Source organism: Undibacterium sp. SXout7W (assembly GCF_049339385.1).
Lineage (GTDB): Bacteria > Pseudomonadota > Gammaproteobacteria > Burkholderiales > Burkholderiaceae_D > Undibacterium.
In genome coordinates, this window is the sequence record NZ_JBMPPF010000009.1 from 58,354 (window position 1) to 79,726 (window position 21,373).

General features: G+C 51.4%; 17 protein-coding genes and 1 tRNA gene. 10 read left to right on the top strand and 8 right to left on the bottom strand.

Annotated features, from left to right (window positions below):
- Window positions 1–176: 176 nt before the first annotated feature.
- The 6 genes from ACO0LB_RS10460 to mutM form a co-directional block, all read right to left on the bottom strand.
- On the bottom strand, window positions 177–1,340 hold the full coding sequence (locus ACO0LB_RS10460; RefSeq protein WP_423049047.1) for an ABC transporter permease: 1,164 nt from the start codon (window positions 1,338–1,340) through the stop codon (window positions 177–179).
- Complete coding sequence (locus ACO0LB_RS10465; RefSeq protein WP_423049048.1) at window positions 1,337–2,176, bottom strand: ATP-binding cassette domain-containing protein; 840 nt, start codon at window positions 2,174–2,176, stop codon at window positions 1,337–1,339. The genes ACO0LB_RS10460 and ACO0LB_RS10465 overlap by 4 nt, the downstream gene beginning before the upstream one ends.
- Complete coding sequence (locus ACO0LB_RS10470; RefSeq protein ID WP_423049049.1) at window positions 2,173–3,600, bottom strand: alpha/beta hydrolase; 1,428 nt, start codon at window positions 3,598–3,600, stop codon at window positions 2,173–2,175. Before ACO0LB_RS10470 ends, ACO0LB_RS10465 begins: the two co-directional genes overlap by 4 nt.
- Before the next feature lie 373 nt (window positions 3,601–3,973).
- The gene (gene mutY, locus ACO0LB_RS10475) at window positions 3,974–5,149 is read right to left on the bottom strand and encodes an A/G-specific adenine glycosylase (RefSeq protein ID WP_423049050.1); all 1,176 of its coding nucleotides are present in this window, start codon (window positions 5,147–5,149) and stop codon (window positions 3,974–3,976) included.
- Window positions 5,150–5,189: 40 nt separating this feature from the next.
- On the bottom strand, window positions 5,190–7,127 hold the full coding sequence (locus ACO0LB_RS10480) for a dynamin family protein (RefSeq protein ID WP_423049051.1): 1,938 nt from the start codon (window positions 7,125–7,127) through the stop codon (window positions 5,190–5,192).
- A gap of 320 nt (window positions 7,128–7,447) precedes the next feature.
- Entirely contained in the window at window positions 7,448–8,269 is an 822-nt protein-coding gene (gene mutM, locus ACO0LB_RS10485; RefSeq protein ID WP_423049052.1) for a bifunctional DNA-formamidopyrimidine glycosylase/DNA-(apurinic or apyrimidinic site) lyase, read from the bottom strand.
- Window positions 8,270–8,749: 480 nt separating this feature from the next.
- Here mutM and ACO0LB_RS10490 point away from each other — a divergent pair, with 480 nt between their 5' ends.
- The 7 genes from ACO0LB_RS10490 to ggt all read left to right on the top strand — a co-directional run bounded on the left by ACO0LB_RS10490 (window position 8,750) and on the right by ggt (window position 16,067).
- Window positions 8,750–10,600: a tetratricopeptide repeat protein gene (locus ACO0LB_RS10490; RefSeq protein ID WP_423049053.1), complete on the top strand. Its 1,851-nt coding sequence runs from the start codon at window positions 8,750–8,752 to the stop codon at window positions 10,598–10,600.
- Between the two features lie 95 nt (window positions 10,601–10,695).
- Window positions 10,696–11,370 (top strand): lipoprotein insertase outer membrane protein LolB, encoded by a 675-nt coding sequence (gene lolB, locus ACO0LB_RS10495; RefSeq protein ID WP_423049054.1) that lies wholly within the window; start codon window positions 10,696–10,698, stop codon window positions 11,368–11,370.
- A complete protein-coding gene (ispE, locus tag ACO0LB_RS10500; RefSeq protein WP_423049055.1) occupies window positions 11,367–12,239 on the top strand; it encodes a 4-(cytidine 5'-diphospho)-2-C-methyl-D-erythritol kinase in 873 nt (290 codons plus the stop codon). Before lolB ends, ispE begins: the two co-directional genes overlap by 4 nt.
- Before the next feature lie 69 nt (window positions 12,240–12,308).
- Window positions 12,309–12,385 (top strand) — tRNA-Gln (locus ACO0LB_RS10505).
- 119 nt (window positions 12,386–12,504) lie between these two features.
- On the top strand, window positions 12,505–13,467 hold the full coding sequence (locus ACO0LB_RS10510; protein WP_423049056.1) for a ribose-phosphate pyrophosphokinase: 963 nt from the start codon (window positions 12,505–12,507) through the stop codon (window positions 13,465–13,467).
- Window positions 13,468–13,586: 119 nt separating this feature from the next.
- Window positions 13,587–14,174 carry a 50S ribosomal protein L25/general stress protein Ctc gene (locus ACO0LB_RS10515; RefSeq protein ID WP_423049057.1) on the top strand — a complete coding sequence of 196 codons (588 nt, stop codon included), beginning with the start codon at window positions 13,587–13,589 and terminating at the stop codon, window positions 14,172–14,174.
- Window positions 14,175–14,327: 153 nt separating this feature from the next.
- On the top strand, window positions 14,328–16,067 hold the full coding sequence (ggt, locus tag ACO0LB_RS10520) for a gamma-glutamyltransferase (RefSeq protein ID WP_423049058.1): 1,740 nt from the start codon (window positions 14,328–14,330) through the stop codon (window positions 16,065–16,067).
- A 14-nt stretch (window positions 16,068–16,081) separates the two neighbouring features.
- Here ggt and ACO0LB_RS10525 read toward each other — a convergent pair whose 3' ends face one another.
- Both ACO0LB_RS10525 and ACO0LB_RS10530 read right to left on the bottom strand, forming a co-directional pair.
- Window positions 16,082–16,714: a glutathione S-transferase gene (locus ACO0LB_RS10525; RefSeq protein WP_423049136.1), complete on the bottom strand. Its 633-nt coding sequence runs from the start codon at window positions 16,712–16,714 to the stop codon at window positions 16,082–16,084.
- Between the two features lie 99 nt (window positions 16,715–16,813).
- Complete coding sequence (locus ACO0LB_RS10530) at window positions 16,814–17,398, bottom strand: 5-formyltetrahydrofolate cyclo-ligase (RefSeq protein ID WP_423049059.1); 585 nt, start codon at window positions 17,396–17,398, stop codon at window positions 16,814–16,816.
- A gap of 34 nt (window positions 17,399–17,432) precedes the next feature.
- Here ACO0LB_RS10530 and ACO0LB_RS10535 point away from each other — a divergent pair, with 34 nt between their 5' ends.
- The 3 genes from ACO0LB_RS10535 to ACO0LB_RS10545 are packed head-to-tail and all read left to right on the top strand — an operon-like array spanning window position 17,433 to window position 21,348.
- The gene (locus ACO0LB_RS10535; RefSeq protein WP_423049060.1) at window positions 17,433–19,394 is read left to right on the top strand and encodes a transglycosylase SLT domain-containing protein; all 1,962 of its coding nucleotides are present in this window, start codon (window positions 17,433–17,435) and stop codon (window positions 19,392–19,394) included.
- A 9-nt stretch (window positions 19,395–19,403) separates the two neighbouring features.
- Window positions 19,404–20,099: a glutathione S-transferase family protein gene (locus ACO0LB_RS10540; protein ID WP_423049061.1), complete on the top strand. Its 696-nt coding sequence runs from the start codon at window positions 19,404–19,406 to the stop codon at window positions 20,097–20,099.
- A gap of 16 nt (window positions 20,100–20,115) precedes the next feature.
- Window positions 20,116–21,348 (top strand): multifunctional CCA addition/repair protein, encoded by a 1,233-nt coding sequence (locus tag ACO0LB_RS10545; RefSeq protein ID WP_423049137.1) that lies wholly within the window; start codon window positions 20,116–20,118, stop codon window positions 21,346–21,348.
- Window positions 21,349–21,373 lie beyond the last annotated feature (25 nt).

Sequence of the window (21,373 nt, forward strand, 5' to 3'; positions counted from 1 at the left end):
AGACGATTTGGGCGCAACGCTGCAATGCGCCCAAATCGTCAGTTCCCGGAGGGTTTGTCTCATTCTATTGATGAAATGCGTTCTAGTTAATACACCTGAGCTTATCGTCAGCTTTGTCTGTGTTCAGACAAGCCAGTCTTGTGTCAACCTGTCTCGTGCAATAGCCCATGCAAGAGTCAATGCATCACAACCTGGCGCATTTTTTTGGCGATATAAACAAGGCTGATGCTTGTTAAACCAGCGCAGACAAGGAAAGCAATCAGCATCGACCATACAGATACCGTCTCGCCTTTCAACAACTGATTCATCATCTGATTTTGTGCCAGCACTGGCACCCACTGAAACCAAGTGGGTTCCCGCCCGGGAAACAAAATCGGTATCAGCGATACAAAAGGGATCAGCATCGTCACCATCTGATTACGCACCTGGGCTTCCTTATAACTCTTGCAATCGAGTGCAATGGCAATCTGTAATGCCGCCATGCTGGCTGCCAATGGCAGCAGAACCAGCAAAAATCCGACGGCATCCTTCCATCCGAACTGAAATTCAGCACGCAAGGTTTCATTACGAATCAGCCATTGCGATGGAAAAAAACTGGCAATCGTGAGCAACACCACCGCCATACCTACGGTGGCAACCGCGCCCCACTTGCCCACCGCTAGTTGCCAACCGTGCACAGGATTCATCATCAACGGCTCCAGCGAACCACGCTCACGTTCGCCAGCAGTCGTATCAATCGCGGCATACATGCCACCGAGTACAATCGCCATCAACACCATCATCGGCAACATGGTCGTGACCGTCGCCTTGCGCTCTTGTGGACGTTGCAGATAACGCTCGCGGATGTCGATCATCTGCAAAGATTCTGGTGCCACACCACGCATCATCAAGCCCATCAGAGCTGTCTCCTGCACATACGCATCCAGTAAGCGATGCAAAGGGCGCAAACCCAGTTCTGCCTGCCGGTTAGAGGTGTCATAGGCGATTTCCAGCGACGTTTTTTCTCCGGCAGCCAGTTGTTCTGCAAAGTCGTCGGGAATCAGCAGCACCGGCTGATCCAGCTCCTTGTTTTGGGAACGGCTGACATAATCAGCAGGAGCCGTTTTGACCTGATACCCCTGACGCAAAATGAAATTCTCCAGCGCTGGCGCATGCTCCATACCCACGGCCAGCACAATACGCTTGTCTTCCTGCGATTCCAGCTGTGACAGCACCACAGAAAAAACCAGCAACATCAGCGGCACGCCAAGCAAGGACGAAAACGAAGCGATCAGCAACGTGCGCCGATCGCGCAAGGCATCTTTGATTTCTTTCCTGAAAATAGCCCACATCTGCTTCATTGCTGTCCTCGCTGCATGCCATCTGACGAGCCAAAAGCCAGTGCCACAAAGGCATCTTCAAAATTATTGACGCCCGCCTGCTGCATCAGTTGCACCACACTACCCTCGCTCACGGTGCGCCCATTGGCAACGATCACCACATGGTCACAGAGACGTTCCACTTCCTGCATGATATGAGTAGAAAACAGGATGCATTTTGAACCGCCTTCGGGAGAGCGCAAAAAACGTAGAAATTCGCGCAGGCCTCGTGTGGCCACGACATCCAGCCCATTCGTCGGCTCGTCGAGAATGATATTCTGCGGATCGTGCACAAGTGCTCTGGCCAGCGCAGTTTTCATGCGCTCGCCCTGACTGAAGCCCTCGGTACGCCGATCCAGCAACGCGCTCATTTCCAGCCACTGCGCAAGCTGGCTGGTGCGTATTTCGACCTGTTCCAGCGACATTCCATGCAACAAACCATAGTATTGGATATTTTCTCTGGCCGTCAGACGCGGATACAAGCCACGCGCATCAGACAACACGCCCATTTGTGACTGAGTGGATGACATCCCTGCTTCCACCTTGACGCCGTCCATCGTAATTTGCCCCGCATCAGGACTCAGCAAGGCAGCGATCATCCGCAAGGTGCTGGTTTTTCCGGCACCATTTGCCCCCAGCAAGCCAGTGATACAAGCATCTGCGGCACTAAAATGAATGCCATCAACAGCTTTAACAGTGTCTGCTGGCGCCCCCCGCAAGCGTAGACTCTGCAAAGTCTGCACAATCTGCGCCATACTAAAACCACGACCGGCTCCCCGACGGATAAATTCTTTGTGCAAATCACGGACAATAATCATGGCAGCACCTCCTTGGTCACGGAGGTGCGTGGCGGCTGCCAGGCAAATGGACGGGGAATCTGGCGCACGCAACTGGTGTCCAGCTGTAACGCATCCTGATCGGTTTTTGCATTCAAAAACCGATAGACAACATCACGCACGCATCCCTGCATCAGCAAACCATGTCCGGCCTGCTCAATACTGATCAGCCGGGCATTGCTTCCCAGCGCCTTGCCAACCGCAACCGCATGTCTGGTCGGTGTCACGGGATCAATGCCACCACTCAACAACAAGGCCGGGGAACGGCTGCGCGGGATCGTAAAAAACGCCATTGGAATTTCTGCGCGTGGCCACCCACGGCAACTGCGCTCATACATGGCCGCGCTGAGTTTTTCAAAGTCATCGGCAGGTGCTGGCATGCCAGAGCGGGCATAGGCTTCTGAGCACCAGACAGAAAAATGCATACCGTACGCAATCCCCCCCGGCCCTGCACGACTGGTAGCGCCGCTCAGCGTCAGTAACGGCGCATAATTGCCAGCGTCTGCCTGCATGATGGCATACGGTAAACCGGAGACCGATAAAGGGGCATACAAGGTTTTATGTACCAGTCCCAGTAACAACTCATGCGTCATGTCCAGTTGCCATCGGCTGCCCAGCCGCGGATGCGCAATACTGACGGGCTGCGGCGAATGCTTTAATGTCGCGAGCAAGTGCTGCCAATGCGTTGCCAGCTGTGGGTAAGCCGCATTGCATTGCGCCTGTTGAATACAATCACTGAACAGATTATCCAACGCACGCTGTGCATCTGCTGCGGGTAAATACATCTCTGGCGGCACAACGCCATCCAGCACCATACGCCGGACACTGGCAGGAAACTGGCGCGCGTATTCGAGGCTGGCACGGGTTCCATAAGATACACCCAGCAAATTGATTTTGTCATAGCCTTGCTGCCGCCTGACTGCCTCTATATCCTGCACGGCAATGTGGGTGCTGAAAAAGCGCAGATCACCATAAGGAAGTTGTTGCAGGCGAAGCAGACAGGTGTCACTGAGCGCGCCCATCTGTTCTTGTGTCAGTGTGTCAGCCGCATCTTCAAGTTCAGCACAATGCAAAGGAGCGCTGCGCCCGGTGCCTCGCTGATCTACAAAAACCAGATCACGCCGCCGGTTCAGCCGCGCCATGGCAGCTTGCCCCCAGGCTGCAACATTGATCGCGCTCTGCCCCGGACCTCCGGCAAACAAAAACACCGGATCAGGTAATTTATTTTTATCCTGAGAAGGAAGAATAGCGTAGTGGATATCAATCTGCCTGCCATCCGCCTGCGCCGGATTCAATGGTCGGGTAACTTTTCCACATTGCACTTCTTGTGGAAAATCCGGCAAACGACAAGGAGAAGTCGCAGCATCCGCCTGCGACATACTCATCCATAAAGATATCGTCATCATCGCGAATATGCGGAATCGGCGAAACATGCACAGTATGCTTTGGCGTAAGTAATGCGGTAAATAACGGCATAGATCGCGCCATCCATCACGCCGCCAATGCAGGCGTAAATCATCATGCATATCAGGATTCAAATAAAGATACCGCAACACAATACGCTCCCGACAAAAGATGCTGGCAACCATTAGTGACTAACGGCGACAACCGATGCTGACAGCTAATATCGACCAAAACACCGGCAGCACATAGACAGATTCACTGAGCCTGGTCGCTGTGACGAAACGACTCCTGGTCAACTATCATGATGAAGCGGTATCCTGATCCGCTATCCCGGATATCGCAATCTGTCGCCATGCTATTTTTTCAGTGCAGAGTCTATGCCGAACCGAATGTCAGCTCTTGCTGAGCTGCTTCACTATCCAGTGCCAGCAACAAATTTTTGACTGGTGCAGGCAAGCCAGCCTGTTTCATCTGTGCCGGCGACGACCAGACATAGCGCTGCTCTGCAACCAAAGGATAAACGCATGATAACCGCACTTGCACTGGTTGAACGTGCAGCCGGAAATGCGTAAACACGTGCTCAAACGCTGGCAGTGCCGTACATTCAGCCACATCGCCAAATGTACTTGCCTGCGACAAGATGGCATCTTGCCGCGCATCCCACACGTCGGCAGCATGCACACCCACCTGCATACCGTCCAACTCCGGTAACGATAACAAGCCACCCCATATCCCGGTTTCCGGACGCCGCTCGAGCAAAATCTGCTGTTCATGACGCAAGACCAGCATAATTGCGCTTTTTTCTTTTTGCTCTTTCTTTGGTTTGCGTGTGGGGAGTTCCGCCGTACGCGCTTCTTTGTACGCAACACAACGTTCCTGCAAAGGACAGCGCGGACAAGACGGGCTGCTGCGAGTACAGAGTGTTGCCCCGAGATCCATCAATCCCTGTGTATATGACTCGATGCCGCTCGCTGGCAACAAGGCTTGCGCACGCAGCCAGAGATCATCTTCAATCGTCTTGATGCCCGGATACCCGGCAATGCCAAAGACGCGGGTAAATACCCGTTTGACATTGCCATCTAAAATAGCCGCCACTGTTCCATACGAAAATGCAGCAATCGCTGCGGCAGTCGAGCGCCCGATGCCGGGTAACTCTTGCAACAAGCGTGGATCGGACGGGAATTCTCCCTGATACAGTTCCACGACCTGTTTTGCACATTGATGCAAATTGCGCGCGCGGGTGTAGTAGCCAAGACCTGCCCAGTGCGCCATCACATCCTCTGAGGGTGCTGCAGCCAGATCATGCACCGTAGGAAAACGTTCCAGAAAACGCTGATAATACGGAATCACTGCTGCCACCTGAGTCTGCTGCAGCATAATCTCTGACAACCAGACACGATAGGCAGCGCGACTCAGTTGCCAGGGCAAAGCGTGGCGTCCGTGTTGTTGCTGCCATTCAATGACAGCCGCAGAAAATGTGGGATCAATATAGGCGGGATTTGAAGCATATGTGGCTGAAGTCGCTCCAGCCACAGAAATACGGCGTTTCATACTCAATATCAATTCAAGCTATATGACTTATATGTGCAAACTATGCGGCGACTTTGAGTACACTCAGTTCGGCGGACAAAGCGTGTTTTAAATTATCTTCCAGATCAGTCAATGCTTTTTTCTGAAGATCAATATCAGATTGCATCGATTCAAATGAATTGATTTTATCTTCCAGGCTATCTGTTGCTACATGAATCCGCTGTATCGATTGCATGCGGTTTTTAAGCTGCGCCTTGTGTTCGCGAATCTGCGCCTCCAGGGGAGCCATCACAACCTTTTGCCATGCCTCGACATCGCGATTGGCCTGTAAAAAGTTTTGCTTGACGCGCGCAGCGACCGAATCAAAAAACTTATGAATCAATGCCACACGGGTGGTAGTCAGCATCGTCGCGGCGTTAAACTGTTTCTGATACACAGCCTCGATCGCTTCCATTTCCTGAATATATTTATCCAGTGAAAATGGCATAGGAGACGACAGCGCAAGCCCATGCTCGGTCGAGAATTTACGATACATGACCGACATCATTTCAGAAATTTCGTCAGTCTTTTTATTGGATGTCTGTAAATTCAGCTTCACCTGTGCAAAGAATTTTTTAACAGACTCACGCAGTCCCACCGAGAAATTAGTCGCTTCCATCGCATCTCTGGTTTTGCGGATTTCTTCACGCAAAATATCCATTCCCAGGCTGGTATAGACTTCGGTAGACAAGCGGGTAAAAACAGAACGGGTTCCCTGCATGCGAATCAGACTGGCATCGAATTCTTTCTTTTCCGCGTCAATCCGCTTCATCATGTGTTCGATCACATTCATGTTTTTGCCACGCAGACTTTTCAGTTCCAGCATCTGCTCAACGACATTGCGGCTGCGAGAGGAAATCACGGCCTGTTGCGCATGGGTGATTTCATTGATTTCGGCTGTCATCTGGGCACGGATAATATCCTGCTTGGCAGGAATCAATTCTTTTGATAGTGCGTATTCCAGTGTGGGCAATCGACTTTTAGCCAGTAAAGGTGCGTCCTTATTAATCTTGGCGACCAGACCTTTTTGCGCTGAAACTGGAAACACCTGTTTTTCATCCAATGCCAATGTATGTGCCACCGTAGCGATTTGACGATTAATCTGGGTTTCAATTTCCTCGCTCGTCCTGAGCTCGTCCCACATGCTGTCTATTTTGTTGAGAACCACCATACGCCCGGGACCACTGCCAATGTGATTACGCCAGACATCAATATCACTCTTGGTAACACCAGTGTCAGCAGCAAGGATAAACAGCACGGCATGTGCGTTAGGGATCAGATTCAGTGTCAGTTCAGGTTCGGTACCGATTGCATTCAAACCTGGCGTGTCGACGATGATCAGTCCTTCTTTCAACAGCGGATGCGGGAAATTGACAATCGCATGACGCCACTGAGAAATCTCGACCAATCCATCATCATCGATTTCCAGCGCTGCATCAGGATCATTCTCATCAAACAGGCCATAATATTTGGCTACTTCCACGCTCACCTTTTTTGTCAGGCTGACTTGCTTGAAAGCCTCCAGCATACCCTCGCCAGAATTCACGTTCAGGGGCAGCACTGTCCAGACATGGCTCTGGCCCTTGTATTCGCTGGTGGATTGCGCTTCAGCGCGGGTTTCGATCGGCAGCAGACGAATACATGGCGGAATGGTATCGTCGTAGAGGAGTTCAGTCGGGCACATGGTCGTACGACCAGCAGATGAGGGCAAAATACGCTGACCATAATCAGCAAAAAAAATCGCGTTGATCAGTTCAGATTTGCCACGAGAAAATTCAGCGACAAAAGCAATCGACAATTTGTCATCCACCAATCGTTCCATCAGACGACCAATGCGCTGATCGCTGGCAGCATCGGCCATATCTGATCCATGTATCCATGCACGATACTGCTCAAGGGCATTGACAACGCCTTTACGCCAGTCGCTGTATTCCTGGAATTTCTGAACCAGATTGCTCATGTTCCCCTCTGTTAATCTTTTATTGTCTTTAGTATATATGGAAGCGCAGAAAAAATATGTAGAAAACCCGTTCCAGCTTGCAATTTAATCATCGGCAAATGCTAAGTATGCACGAGCGTGGATGGGCTCTGAATTGTTGCAAATACACACTAATGATGCTCAATACTGCCTGATGCTGGATGCCGGGCTTCAGTGCACGCACATTTCGCAGAAACACCTACCAGCACTTGCCTGTTGACGAGCGCACATTGCACGACGGATCTGAATGCTAAAAATCAAGCAACATCTACACATCTACCGTCAACTACATCTATTTTCAGTTATTTCTGGCATTGCGGGCAATAAAAACTACTGCGCTGCCCTTGCCGGATCTGACAAATTGCCTGCCCGCAAACTCTGCATGGCTCGCCAGTACGGTCATACACAAAGTAGGTTTGTTGAAAATACCCGGTCTGACCGTTCACACCGATAAAGTCTTTCAGCGTACTCCCTCCCTGCGCGATTGCTGCAGTCAGTGTTTCGCGAATGGCGTCGGCTAATAACCGGTAACGGGCGATGCCTATCCGTTTTGCCTGCGTTTTTGGATTGATACGGGCTTTGAACAGTGCTTCCGAAGCATAGATATTACCGACGCCGACCACGATATCGCCAGCCAGCAAAACCTGTTTAACTGGCGCATTGCGGCTTCTGGTTTGCTGATATAGCAACTCTGCACTGAACTGATCCTCCAGCGGCTCAACGCCGAGTGGGCGCAGCAAAGGGTGCTGATTGATATCACCGTCAGCGACGTCATGCCATAACACCGCACCAAAACGCCGCGGATCTGTCATGCGCAACGCTTTATCACCAACGACAATATCAATGTGGTCGTGCTTTGCCGGCAGGGTTTCTTTTGGCAGCACGCGTAAATGGCCAGACATGCCGAGATGAATCAACACAGTGCCATGGACAAAATGCAACAACAGATATTTACCACGGCGACCAGCCGACAGTATGGTTTTACTGCGCAGCAGCACTGGTAATGTCGCAGGAAAAGGCCAGCGCAAACCTTCACGGCGCAAGATCACATCAGTCACCTGCCGGCCAACAAGGTGTGGCTCAACACCGCGACGCGTCACTTCAACTTCAGGTAATTCAGGCATAAACGGAACTTTTAATAGCGGTTATCTTCTAAACTCACAGTTCAGGATAAAACTGTATTGAACTGTATTGAAATGCTTTACAGACACATTGGGATCATCCAATTTGGCGAACCCATTCTGTTGATGACGTCATTACCAGCAACATCAGGATCGAAGCTGACACGATACAGGAGATTCATTATCCGGACTGACGCAATATTGCCCCTGCAAGGGCAGATAAGCCTCCTGTGCCTGGTGAAACTTCACTTGTAAGCAATGTTTGTTTCTGCTTCAGGCAGCTTGTCACCTGAAACTCCGGCAACGTCATGACGACGAAGGCCGCAGGGTTTCGGGGCCATTACAGCAAAGAGCCATCACGCTGTCAGGGAAATTTTGCGTCAGTCCTGATTACAATTTGACACAGTGTAGATTATCCTGAGAACCCACACCGTTGCTGCTTCGGCGTAAAATCAGCCATCTTCTGTCTAATTCGGATTCGTTTTGAAAACTATTTCTGCATTTTTTTCTGCCTCCATGATATCGCTGCTGCGCCCAGCCTCCTTGCTGGCTTGTGCAGCGGTACTGAGCGGCTGCGCCAGCACAGGCGTTCATTCGTTCCTGCATCCGGATGATGCCCATCATGTCAGCGATGTAGCGCAGGCCGCTATCTCGGCAGAAAAAGATCTCAACGGCGAACAGACTCCCGTTGTGGCAACCGATGAAAATCTACCCACCGTCTCGCTGTCCGAAGAATTACTGTACAAAATTCTGACAGCAGAAATCGCCTACCAGCGCGGCAACTGGCAAGCGGCATATGTGACACTACTGGGAGCGGCTCAACAAACCCGCGATCCACGTCTGGCAAGACGATCGGTTGAAATTGCCCTGAGTGCAAAACAAGCAGGTGAAGCGCTGACGGCGATTCGTTTATGGCGCGAACTGGCACCCAAATCGAATGAAGCCACGCAGTATTATCTTGGCTTTATGGTGATGAATAACAATCTCGCCGAAATCCAGAACGTATTTACGGAACGATTCCGCACCGCCGACCCAAAACAGCATGCCATCATCATGTTGCAGGCACAAAGACTATTGTCTCGTGCGCGCGACAAGAATGCGGCTTTCGATGTACTGGAAGAGATTTTATCTCCCTACAAAAATTCACCAGACGCCCATCTGGCGCTGGCGCAAGGCGCCTATACCAAAGGCGACAATAAGCGGGCAGTGAAAGAAGCCGAAGCCGCATTGTCGGCACGTCCCGACTCGCAGCTCGCCATCCTGACGATTGCACAGGCATCGCCACAGGCAGACGCAGCCAAGGCACTGGCCAATTTTCTGAATAAAAATCCGACTGCGCGTGATGTGCGTCTTGCCTACGCCAGCATCCTGATCGACCTGAAACAGCTGGACAAGGCTAGTCACGAATTTGAACAACTGCTACGAGACAAACCTGATGACATCAGCACGCTCTATACACTAGGAGTGCTGGCAATGGAAAAAAACCAGCCAGCGCAGGCAGAACGATACTTATTGCAATACCTGAAAGCACTGGAAGCCAGACCAGGCGATGAACGCGATCCCACGCCAGCGCTGATGCATCTCTCGCGTCTGACAGCGGAACGCAAGGATTACAAAGCGGCGCAGGAATGGCTGTCAAAAATCGAATCCTTTGATGGTCGCAACCCAGTCTGGTTCAATGCACAGATGCGGCGTGCGGGCTTACTATCCAAAGAGGGCAAACTGGATGAAGCTTTGAGCTTATTGAAAAGCGTCAAAGGCACTAACGACAACGAACAGATTCAAATCATACAGACCGAAGCGCAACTGCTGAAAGATGCAGGTAAAAATACCGAGGCAAGCAACGCTCTGCGCGCAGGAACGCAGCAATATCCCAATAATCCGGATCTACTGTATGACTACGCAATGTTGCTGGAATCATCACAAAATATGACGGAAATGGAGGCAGCGCTGCGCCAGGTCATCGCGCTGGCGCCAGAAAGCCAGCATGCCTACAACGCACTGGGATATTCGCTGGCAGACCGCAACAGCAGGCTGGATGAAGCTCTGACATTGATAGAAAAAGCCAATCAGCTGGCGCCCGACGATCCTTTCATTCTCGATAGCCTGGGCTGGGTGAAGTTCCGCTTATCCAAACTGGACGAGGCAGAAACCATTCTGCGTCGCGCCTATCAGCTACGTTCCGATGTAGAAATTGCCAATCATCTGGGTGAGGTTCTGTGGGTCAAAGGTGCGCAAAGTGAAGCCAGAAAAATATGGCGTGAAGCTGTCTCCAAAGAGCCTGGCAATCAGGCACTGAAAAGCACCTTGCAACGACTGAAAATCAGACTCTGACGTTACTGATACCGGTGTGGTAAATCGCCATACTGCACCGGAGTATCTTAACGTAACATCATTTCCCGCAATAAAACAAAGCGGGTGAAGCCATCATGTCACGATACTCCCCCTTTTTCCGCCACACCCAAGCCATCACTGCCACCATTGCCGCCGCCGTCGCATTCATGATCAGCGGCTGCCAAAATCTGCCCACATTACCTGATGCATCACATACAGCGAATACCCCCCTGCAAACCACTCCCCGCCCCACCACAACACCTGAGGTGCTTGAGAGGCGCTATCAGCCTCAGATACTGATCAACGGCCGGATTGCAGTCAACTATCAACTCAACGATCAGGAGCGAAATCTGCCCGGTAGTTTTGAATGGGAGCAATATCAGGATCATTTGCGCATCAGCTTGTATTCTCCGCTGGGACAAACACTGGCGCTCATCACCGAAGATAAAAATGGTGCCACCCTGACTCAGGAAGGACGCCAACCTGCGTTCGCCAGCGACCTCGATCAATTGCTGAGCGATACACTGGGCTGGCCACTGCCCGTCGCTGGTCTGCGGCACTGGCTGCAAGGCTATCTGCGCCAGCATGATGGCCAATTACAGGGCTTGATCACTGGCGATCAGACACTGACCACAGAAGGCTGGAAACTGCGTTATGCCTCTTGGTACAACGCTCCGGACTTTCCCAAACGACTGGATTTGCAACGCCACACTAACGAAGCCGGCAATGTCTCCATCCGCATCGTGATCGACCAATGGAAACCGCTATGACATCAGCACCCACCACCAGCACACCATCATTCATTCAGTTTCCGGCACCCGCCAAACTCAATCTGTTTTTACACGTTACGGGCAGACGTCCCGATGGCTACCATTTACTGCAAACAGCGTTTCAACTGATAGACCGTTGCGACACATTGTCCGTCGCCATCCGCGACGATAGCATCATCGAACGGCATAACGACATCCCGGGCGTACCAGCGGAAAGCGATCTGATTGTGCGGGCAGCACGACTCCTTCAACAACATAGCGGCAGCAAAGCTGGTGCGACGCTACATCTGGACAAGCGATTACCGATGGGCGGCGGCCTCGGCGGCGGCTCTTCAGATGCTGCCACGACACTGATCGCCCTCAATCATCTTTGGAAGACCGGACTGAACCGCCAGGAACTCATGCAACTTGGGTTGCAATTGGGTGCTGATGTACCGTTTTTTATTTTTGGACAAAATGCCTTTGCCGAGGGAATTGGCGAAGAATTGCATGTCATCAACACCCCTGAGCGCTGGTTTATCGTCGTCGAACCCGGCGTACAAGTACCGACCCCAGCAATTTTTTCGGCAAAAGAGTTGACAAGAGACAGCAAGCCCGTCAGAATAGCGGACTTTTCCAGCACTGCTGAAATGTTCTGGAAAAATGATCTGCAAACAGTCGCTTGCGCCTTGTTTCCGGAAGTAGCAGAGTCAGTAAAATGGCTATCGCAATTCGGAAATGCAAAGATGACAGGATCGGGAGCATGTGTTTTTTGCGCATTTGATCAAGAGTCAGCCGCTGATGCTGTGCTTGAAAAAATACCGGATCGCTGGAAGTCATGGAAAGCAAAAGCACTGAGTCACCATCCACTGGCTGACATGTTGCAGTAAAAAATTTGGTCTGATGCCGATTTAACGCTAAAATAGCGGAAAATCTGGACGACAGACAAACGGTTGTGTAGGGGAATCGCCAAGCTGGTTAAGGCACCGGATTTTGATTCCGGCATGCGAAGGTTCGAATCCTTCTTCCCCTGCCATTAAATTAAAGCCGCCGCATAAATTGTGCGGCGGCTTTTTCAGTTTCACCAGCGACTATTTTGCAAAAAGTTAACGCAATCTGGTCAGACTCTCAAAATTCAGCCGATAGGTCCCCGCCATGGCACACGCTCGCGCAAATGACAACATGATGGTTTTTACTGGCAATGCCAATCCAGCTTTGGCAGCCGGTGTTGCCAAACAACTGGGCATTCCACTCGGAAAAGCAGACGTTTCCAAATTCTCCGATGGCGAAGTCATGGTAGAGATCAATGAAAACGTCCGCGGTAAAGATGTTTTCGTTCTGCAATCCACCTGCGCCCCAACCAATGACAACCTGATGGAAATCATGTTGATGGTCGATGCACTGAAACGTGCGTCTGCCGGTCGTATCACTGCTGCGATCCCTTATTTTGGTTATGCCCGTCAGGATCGTCGTCCACGCTCTGCGCGTGTCGCCATCTCTGCAAAAGTCGTTGCTAACATGCTCGAAGAAGCAGGCGTAGACCGCGTGTTGATTATGGATTTGCACGCTGATCAGATTCAGGGTTTCTTTGATATTCCTGTTGATAACATCTATGCATCACCGATTTTGCTGGGTGATCTGGTTGCCAAAAATTACGATGATCTGCTGGTCGTCTCACCTGACGTCGGTGGTGTGGTACGTGCCCGCGCTCTGGCAAAACGCTTGGGTTGCGATCTGGCCATCATCGATAAACGTCGTCCAAAAGCCAATGTCTCCGAAGTGATGAACATCATCGGTGAAGTCGAAGGCCGCAACTGCGTGATTATGGATGACATGGTTGATACAGCAGGCACACTGACCAAAGCAGCAGAAGTGCTGAAAGAACGTGGTGCCAAAAAAGTATTGGCGTATTGTACTCACCCAGTTTTGTCAGGTCCTGCGATCACGCGTATTTCGCAATCGCCGTTGGATGAACTGGTGGTGACCGATACCATTCCTCTGACAGAAGCCGCACGCGCCTGTCCAAAGATTCGTCAATTATCCTGTGATAGCTTGCTGGCAGAAACTTTCCGCCGGATTACCAAAGGCGAATCCGTCATTTCGCTGTTTACAGACTAATTACAGACTAATCAGATACCGATTCCGGCACTGCCTGCATAGGCATTGCCTCTTAATGAATTCCTGGTCGCGGGAATTCAAAACCGCAAGTTCAGTCTTGCTTATTTTGGAGTAACACCATGAAAGTTATCGCATTTGCACGCAAAGAACAGGGGACCGGAGCGAGCCGCCGCCTGCGCAATGCTGGCCAAACACCAGGCATCATTTACGGCGGCCCAGAAGCCCCAGTATCCATCACTCTGGATCACAATGCGCTGTACCACGCGTTGAAAAAAGAAGCGTTCCACTCTTCTATCCTGGACATGGAAGTTGACGGTAAAGTAGAAAAAGTTCTGTTGCGCGACTTCCAAGTTCACGCATACAAACAACTGGTATTGCACGCAGATTTCCAACGTGTTGATCCTAACCAAAAAATCCACGTTAAAGTGCCTCTGCACTTCGTCAACGCTGACGTATCTCCAGCAGTAAAACTGCACGCTGCTGTTATCAGCCACGTGTTAGTTGAACTGGACATCTCCTGCCTGCCAGCAGATCTGCCAGAATTCGTTGCAGTTGATCTGTCCAAACTGGATGCTGGTCAATCTGTTCACGTATCTCAATTGGCTCTGCCAAAAGGCGTTACTGCAGTTGTTCACGGTGATGATGCAACTGTTGCCATCGCTGTTGTTCCAGCTGGTGCAACTTCTGCTGAAGCTGAAGCGAAATAATTTTATTTCGCATCTGTGATACCCTTGCTTCGGCAAGATAAAAAGCCACCCTGACGGGTGGTTTTTTTATGCCTGAAAAATAATCTGCTGCTGATGGATAATTGTTCTCTTTGTGCGGTCTATCTTCTTGCCTCCGTTTTCTGCATAACACTCATGCCTATATTCAACAAATTGTGTCTGCCTCTGCTCATCGGCACCTTGCTGTGTGCTGCACTCACAGACGCGCAGTCACAAACGGCGCCAGTCATTCGTTACGATACGACCAACCCCATTGTCAGCCCAGTATCTGCTGCACATGGCATGGTTGTCAGCGAACAATCACTGGCCAGCAAAACCGGACTCGATATTCTGAAGCGTGGTGGTAATGCGATCGATGCTGCGGTGGCGGTCGGATTTGCTCTGGCGGTGGTATTACCCAATGCGGGTAATATTGGCGGCGGTGGTTTCATGCTGATCCACGATGCACGCACAGGCAGCGACATCGCGCTGGATTTCCGCGAAACCGCAGCGGCGACGGCAGAACAACATATGTATCTGGATTCAAAGGGCAAGGTCATCCTGGGCAGCTCCCTGTTTACGCATCTTGCCGTCGGAGTGCCTGGTACAGTTGCGGGCCTGACTCTGGCGCTGAAAAAATACGGCAGTCTGCCATTAGCAGAAGTCATCGCACCAGCAATCGAGTTAGCGGAACAAGGTTTTGAAGTCAGTGCTCATCTGGCGACCGTACTGGATGCAGAGCGTGATCATTTAGGCGCGTGGAATTCCAGTAAAGCTATTTTTTTCCGGCAAGGCAAGCCATTGAAGGCGGGAGAAAAACTGGTGCAGAAAGACCTTGCACAATCCCTGCGACTGATTGCGAAAGAAGGTGCTTCTGCCTTTTATGAAGGAGAAATCGCACAAAAAATTGTCGCTGAAATGTCGCAACACCGGGGTCTGATCACGATGGCAGACTTGAAGACTTATCAGGTCGCCGAGCGTGAGCCGGTACGTGGTCGTTATCGTGGATATGAGGTGGTTTCCATGCCACCGCCCAGCTCAGGTGGTGTGCATATCATCCAGATGCTGAATATGCTGGAAGCCTACCCCATCCGGGAACAAGGTAGTAACAGTGCACAAAATCTGCACTTACTCAGCGAAGTGATGAAACTCGCGTATGCAGATCGCTCCGAATATCTCGGCGATCCGGATTTTTACCGCATTCCCGTCAAAGGGTTGACTTCCCGTACCTACGCCGCAGAATTGATCAAAAAAATTGATCCTGAACATGCAACACCCTCTTCGGCAATCAAACCCGGGCAACCAGCCCCCTACGAAAGTGACCAGACCACGCATTACAGCGTCGCAGACCAGTATGGCAATGTTGTTGCGACCACCTACACGCTGAATCTGAATTTTGGCAGCGGTATCGTTGCCAGTGGCACAGGTATTGTGTTGAATAATGAAATGGATGATTTCTCGATCAAAGCCGGAACGCCCAATGCATTTGGGCTGATCGGCGGGGATGCGAACGCGGTGCAAGGCCGCAAGCGACCACTGAGCTCCATGTCACCGACCATTGTGCTGAAAGCAGGCAAACCCTTTCTGGTCACTGGTAGCCCAGGCGGCAGCCGTATCATCACAACGACCTTGCAGACCATCCTGAATGTGATCGATCATGATATGAATATTGCCGAAGCGACAGTTGCGCCGCGCGTTCACCAGCAATGGTCGCCGGATCAGCTGCGTTTTGAAAAAGGTATCAGCATCGACACCCTGCGTCTGCTGGAACAAAAAGGGCAGCAGCTGCGACAAGCAGCTGCGATAGGAAAAACGCAGACCATCCAAGTCAATACCAATGGCTTTGATGGCTATTCAGATCCACGCAACCCCGATGGCAGCGCGCTTGGGTTCTGACTGCGCCAGACGTTTCAAGCCTGACGATAGGTACTGTCGCCATGTGGCGCCGCCTGAAATTCCGGCAAAGCCTCCGCTTGTGCAGACAAATCACATAGCAGAGGGTAACGCTGTGCTGGCACAAGATCAGGCACCATCTGCTGGCTGAAATACCATGCCACGGCCATTGTCACGGCACCCTGATGTATCTCTTGACGTTGAATGCGCAGCGGCTGTTGTCGCAACTCCATTTCCAGCGCATCGTATGCTGCCAGTAATTGTCCAGTGACACGCTCAATCCAGGGCTGATGTAGTTTTTCTGACGGCCGCAGGTTTTTCTCATAAATGATCTGTACACTTTTTTCACAGGCCGCCAGCGCCAAACCAATCAGCCTCAATACATGCTGCCGCTCCGGTAAATTAGCAGGCATCAGGCTACGCGGCGCGGCCAGCGCTTCGGCATATTCCAGCAACAAACCCGAATCCATCAGCACTTCACCATTGTCACAGATCAGCGTCGGTGCCTTGACCACAGGGTTAATCTGCTGAAACTGATCAAATGTCCTGAACACGGAGAGCGACTGATGCTCAAATGGCAGGTTCAGTAACTGCAACGAAATGGCCACACGGCGCACGTAAGGGGAATCCAGCATACCAATCAGCTTCATCATCTTTCCTTCAGGTTAATCAACATCATTCATAGAATTTATGCAACATTGCCCCGGTGAGATCAGGCAAGCTTCCTGTGCTTTGGAAAACATCACAACTCATGCTGCATCAGTCAGTATTACATCCATCGCAATATCATGGGCTTCTGCTGGAAAATTTGCCTCGGCACAACGATAAGCCACTCCAACGGTCACGGGTCGTGGTTCATGCTCCAGTGTACGATCATAATAACCACCGCCATATCCCAAACGGTAACGCTGCGCATTAAAGCCCACACAGGGAATCAGTAAGGCCGCGGGTTGAATCCAGTGCTCCCTCTGCTCAGGAACAGGAATGCCATAACCGTCCACGCTCATGGGATCACCCGGTCGCCACGCTAAAAAGCGTAAAGCGGTATTTTTTTTCTGTACCAGCGGCAATGCAAGTACGATGCCGCTATCGCTGAGCTGCTGATAACAATCGCGCAAATCCGGTTCTGCCTGTATCGGCCAATACACGCCAAGACTGGCTGGCGCATTCTGGCGGCACCAGACCAACAACCGATGCGCTATCTGCAGATCCCACTGATGGCGCAGGGATGCATCCACAGCGCGACGCTGTTGCAATAAGAATTGACGCAACTCTGCGCGGATTTGCGATGCATCTTGTCCTGGCTGGTGTGCGCTGCTGATAGGCTGTGTCATACTGTCAAAAATGTTTCTTTTACACTGTGCAAAGATGTCTGTGAAAAATAGTTTAACTGGCCTTGGCCTGAGTGTCTTGATGGTAGCAGGCTTAAGCATGGCACAGCCAGCTTATGCCGCAAAATCACCCAAGAGTTTTATCAACGATGATGATCGCTTCATGGCACTGCGCGATGCCGCATTTCATGATGACCCTGAGGCCGCCGAGCAACATGCGGCGGCGCTCCGGAACTATGACATTCCGTCCTATGTTGATTACTATCGGCTACGTCCGCGTTTATACAAAGCATCCAATACCGAAATACGGGAATTCATCAATAAATACGAAGGCAGTGCCATCGCCGACCGTATGCGCAACGACTGGCTGCTGTTGCTGGGCAAACGGGGTGAATGGGATCTGTTTGATCAGCAGTATCCGCAATTTGTTGTCGCAGATGACAATCAACTGCGTTGTTATGCGCTGCTATCCAAAGCCGTGAGACAACAAAAGGTCGCGAACGAAGCACGCAATCTGCTGACCGCGCCGCGTGATTACGGTGAAGGTTGCCATGCACTGGTCGCGTTTCTGGCAGACAACGGCCAGTTCAGTCAAAACGATCTGTGGTCACAGGTACGTATGGCGGGCGAAAACAGTGCCTTGTCGCTGGCGCAAAGACTGGCAAAACTGATGGATGTCAGTGAAAAGCGTGTGGCTGAAGCCATAGAAAAACCTTCCGCCTTGCTCAAAAAAGAACCTGACAGCGGACGCGCAGCACATGAGTTATTCATCATCGCACTCGGACGCCTGGCCAAGAATGATCCCGAACAGGCAGCCAGCATTTTGTCCCGTTTCAGTGCGAAATTCAGCGATAGTGAACGTGCACTCGCATGGGCACAGATCGCACTTCAGTCAGCCTTAAAACTGGAACCCGATGCACTTGGCTACTGGGTACGTGCCGAAGGCGCGCCGTTGACCAACGAAGCATATCAGTGGCGCGTTCGCACAGCCTTGCGTGAAGGTGACTGGAAACTGGTCAAAAATACGATCAATGCCATGCCAGCATCCCTGAAAAATGATCCCGCCTGGATTTACTGGTTAGGCCGGGCGCTGAAAGCTGAAGGCAGGCAGGAAGAAGCACGTACGCTGTTTAACAGTATTGCCGAACAGATGCATTTTTATGGTCAGCTGGCACTGGAAGAAAACGGCCAGAAAATCGGTGCGCCACTGGCAAGCCGCCCCGTCACGGCAGAAGAAATCGCGCCGATGGAAAAAAACCCGAACCTGCAACGCGCATTGAAATTCTATGCCATGAATCTGCGCATGGAAGGTACGCGTGAATGGAACTGGGAACTACGTAAAATGAATGAACGCCAGCATCTGGCTGCTGCCGAACTGGCACGTCAGAATAATCTGCTGGACCGCATGGTCAATACCTCGGACAGGACCAAGGGAGAACTGGACTTCAGCCAGCGCTACCCAACACCCTTTAATGAAAGCATGTATAAAACCACGCAATCGCTGGGACTCGACATGGCGTGGGTCTATGGCCTGATCCGCCAGGAGTCGCGCTTCATCATGAACGCGAAATCCCATGTTGGCGCATCCGGCCTGATGCAGATCATGCCAGCGACTGCGCGTTACGTAGCAAAAAAAATCGGCTTGGGGAATTTCGTACCGGAACAGGTCAATGATATTGATACCAATATTGCTCTTGGTACCAATTATCTGAATATGGTACTGACCGATCTCGGTGGTTCGCAGGCATTGGCTTCTGCTGCCTATAACGCAGGTCCCGGCAGACCACGCGCCTGGCGTTCTAAACTGACGCGCCCGGTTGAGGGTGCTATTTTTGCGGAAACGATTCCTTTTGCTGAAACCCGTGGCTATGTAAAAAATGTGTTGTCGAATGCGACTTACTACGCTGCGTTATTTGAAAAAAAACCACAATCACTGAAAACACGCCTGGGCACCGTGGTGCCTAAAGGTATGTCTGCCAGTGATGCCGAACTTCCTTAGGACAACATCATGCAAGACACAGAAATGCACCCTGCCCTCGCTGCCATGCTCAGTGGTGAAAAATCACGTATGCAACTGGTGATCGGCAATAAAAATTATTCCTCCTGGTCGATGCGTCCATGGGTCGCTTTACGCGCTTTTGGCATTCCATTTGAAGAAGTCCGTATCGACCTCTACGAACCGGATACCGCTACGCAAATTGCAGAATATTCACTGGCAGGACGTGTTCCTGTCTTGCTGGCCAATGACATCACGGTATGGGATTCGCTGGCGATTTGCGAATTCGTTGCGGAACAATTCCCCAACATCAATATGTGGCCAGAAGATATTGCAGCACGCGCCACGGCACGCAGTGTTTGCGCAGAAATGCACTCCGGCTTTGGTGCATTGCGTTCGGATATGCCAATGGATATTAAGGGCTTTCATCCCGGCAAAGGCAGAACACCGGGTTCTCAGGCCGATATCGGCCGTATCAGTGAAATCTGGGAAAACTGCTTGTCGACGTATGGCGCGCATGAGTTTCTGTTTGGTGAGTTTTCGATTGCAGACGCGTATTTCGCTCCGGTGGTAATGCGCTTTCGCAGCTACGATGTATCACTGGCACCTGCGCTGCAAGGCTATGTCAATCGCGTCATTGCGCATCCTGCCGTTGCGCAGTGGATCAGCGAAGCCATGACAGAACATGATCCACACGCAAACAAGTAACGCGCCACAAAAAGCAATGAAAATTTATACCGTTGGCGGCGCCGTCCGCGATGCCCTGCTCGGCTTGCCAGTACAGGACAGGGATTATGTGGTTGTCGGCTCGACACCGGAGCGTATGCTGGCTGCCGGATATCAGCCGGTAGGCAAGGATTTTCCTGTGTTTTTACATCCAAAAACGCACGAAGAATATGCGCTTGCCAGAACCGAGCGCAAAACTGCCGCAGGTTACAAAGGTTTTGTCTTTCATACTGATGAACATGTCACGCTGGAACAGGATCTGATCCGGCGCGATCTGACCATCAACGCGATGGCACAGGACGATCAGGGGCAGATTACCGATCCGTTTGGTGGCCGGAGCGATCTGCATCAGCGTGTATTTCGCCATGTCTCGGAGGCGTTTACCGAAGATCCGGTCAGAATTCTGCGAATAGCCAGATTTGCGGCGCGCTTTTCGGTCCCTCCCAACGACTTTACGCTGGCTGATGAGACATTAGCGCTGATGCAAAAAATGGTCGCCGCAGGTGAAGTCGATGCGCTGGTACCGGAAAGAGTATGGCAGGAGCTGGCACGTGGGCTCATGGAGGTCAAGCCATCACGCATGTTTGAAGTGCTGCGAGCCTGTGGTGCCCTGCAACGTATCCTGCCAGAACTCGATGCATTGTGGGGTGTGCCTCAGCCTGCAAAATATCATCCGGAGATTGATACCGGCGTACACGTGATGCTGGTTGTTGATTATGCCGCGCAACAAGGATATCCCCTGCCGATACGCTTTGCCGCGTTATTACATGACTTGGGCAAAGGAACGACACCACCAGAGCTGTGGCCTGCACATCATGGTCATGAGGAACGCAGCGCGAAGTTGGTAGATCAGGTATGTCAGCGTCTGAAAGTTCCGTCCGAGTGCCGTGATCTGGCCTTCATGACGGCGCGCGATCATGGCAATGTCGGCCGCGCTCTGGAAATGCGTCCTGCCACCATTGTGGATATGCTGACGCGCAATGATGCCTTTCGCAAACCACAGCGTTTTCTTGCTATGTTGCGAGCAGCGGAGTGCGACTGCTTTGGACGTAGTGGTCTGGACAACATCCAGTTCCCGCAAACAGCATGGCTGGAACAGACTTTACATGCAGCGCAGCAAGTCAATGGTGGGGAGATTGCACGCCAGTGTGCAGCACAGCCGCAGCGCATACCAGAAGCCATACGCGAGGCCAGAATTTTTGCAGTGCAACATCTTAAAAATATATCGTAAGTCCCTCAAATTCAATGTTTTCTGG

Excerpts from the sequence above, each read along its gene's own strand:
- ACO0LB_RS10525 (WP_423049136.1), bottom strand. The coding sequence starts at position 16,714 with ATGAAGCTGATTGGTATGCTGGATTCCCCTTACGTGCGCCGTGTGGCC.
- ACO0LB_RS10460 (WP_423049047.1), bottom strand. The coding sequence starts at position 1,340 with ATGAAGCAGATGTGGGCTATTTTCAGGAAAGAAATCAAAGATGCCTTG.
- ACO0LB_RS10470 (WP_423049049.1), bottom strand. The coding sequence starts at position 3,600 with ATGATGACGATATCTTTATGGATGAGTATGTCGCAGGCGGATGCTGCG.
- ACO0LB_RS10540 (WP_423049061.1), top strand. The coding sequence starts at position 19,404 with ATGCAAGACACAGAAATGCACCCTGCCCTCGCTGCCATGCTCAGTGGT.
- ACO0LB_RS10465 (WP_423049048.1), bottom strand. The coding sequence starts at position 2,176 with ATGATTATTGTCCGTGATTTGCACAAAGAATTTATCCGTCGGGGAGCC.
- ACO0LB_RS10530 (WP_423049059.1), bottom strand. The coding sequence starts at position 17,398 with ATGACACAGCCTATCAGCAGCGCACACCAGCCAGGACAAGATGCATCG.
- ACO0LB_RS10535 (WP_423049060.1), top strand. The coding sequence starts at position 17,433 with ATGTCTGTGAAAAATAGTTTAACTGGCCTTGGCCTGAGTGTCTTGATG.
- ACO0LB_RS10545 (WP_423049137.1), top strand. The coding sequence starts at position 20,116 with ATGAAAATTTATACCGTTGGCGGCGCCGTCCGCGATGCCCTGCTCGGC.
- ispE (WP_423049055.1), top strand. The coding sequence starts at position 11,367 with ATGACATCAGCACCCACCACCAGCACACCATCATTCATTCAGTTTCCG.
- mutY (WP_423049050.1), bottom strand. The coding sequence starts at position 5,149 with ATGAAACGCCGTATTTCTGTGGCTGGAGCGACTTCAGCCACATATGCT.
- ACO0LB_RS10510 (WP_423049056.1), top strand. The coding sequence starts at position 12,505 with ATGGCACACGCTCGCGCAAATGACAACATGATGGTTTTTACTGGCAAT.
- mutM (WP_423049052.1), bottom strand. The coding sequence starts at position 8,269 with ATGCCTGAATTACCTGAAGTTGAAGTGACGCGTCGCGGTGTTGAGCCA.
- lolB (WP_423049054.1), top strand. The coding sequence starts at position 10,696 with ATGTCACGATACTCCCCCTTTTTCCGCCACACCCAAGCCATCACTGCC.
- ACO0LB_RS10480 (WP_423049051.1), bottom strand. The coding sequence starts at position 7,127 with ATGAGCAATCTGGTTCAGAAATTCCAGGAATACAGCGACTGGCGTAAA.
- ggt (WP_423049058.1), top strand. The coding sequence starts at position 14,328 with ATGCCTATATTCAACAAATTGTGTCTGCCTCTGCTCATCGGCACCTTG.
- ACO0LB_RS10515 (WP_423049057.1), top strand. The coding sequence starts at position 13,587 with ATGAAAGTTATCGCATTTGCACGCAAAGAACAGGGGACCGGAGCGAGC.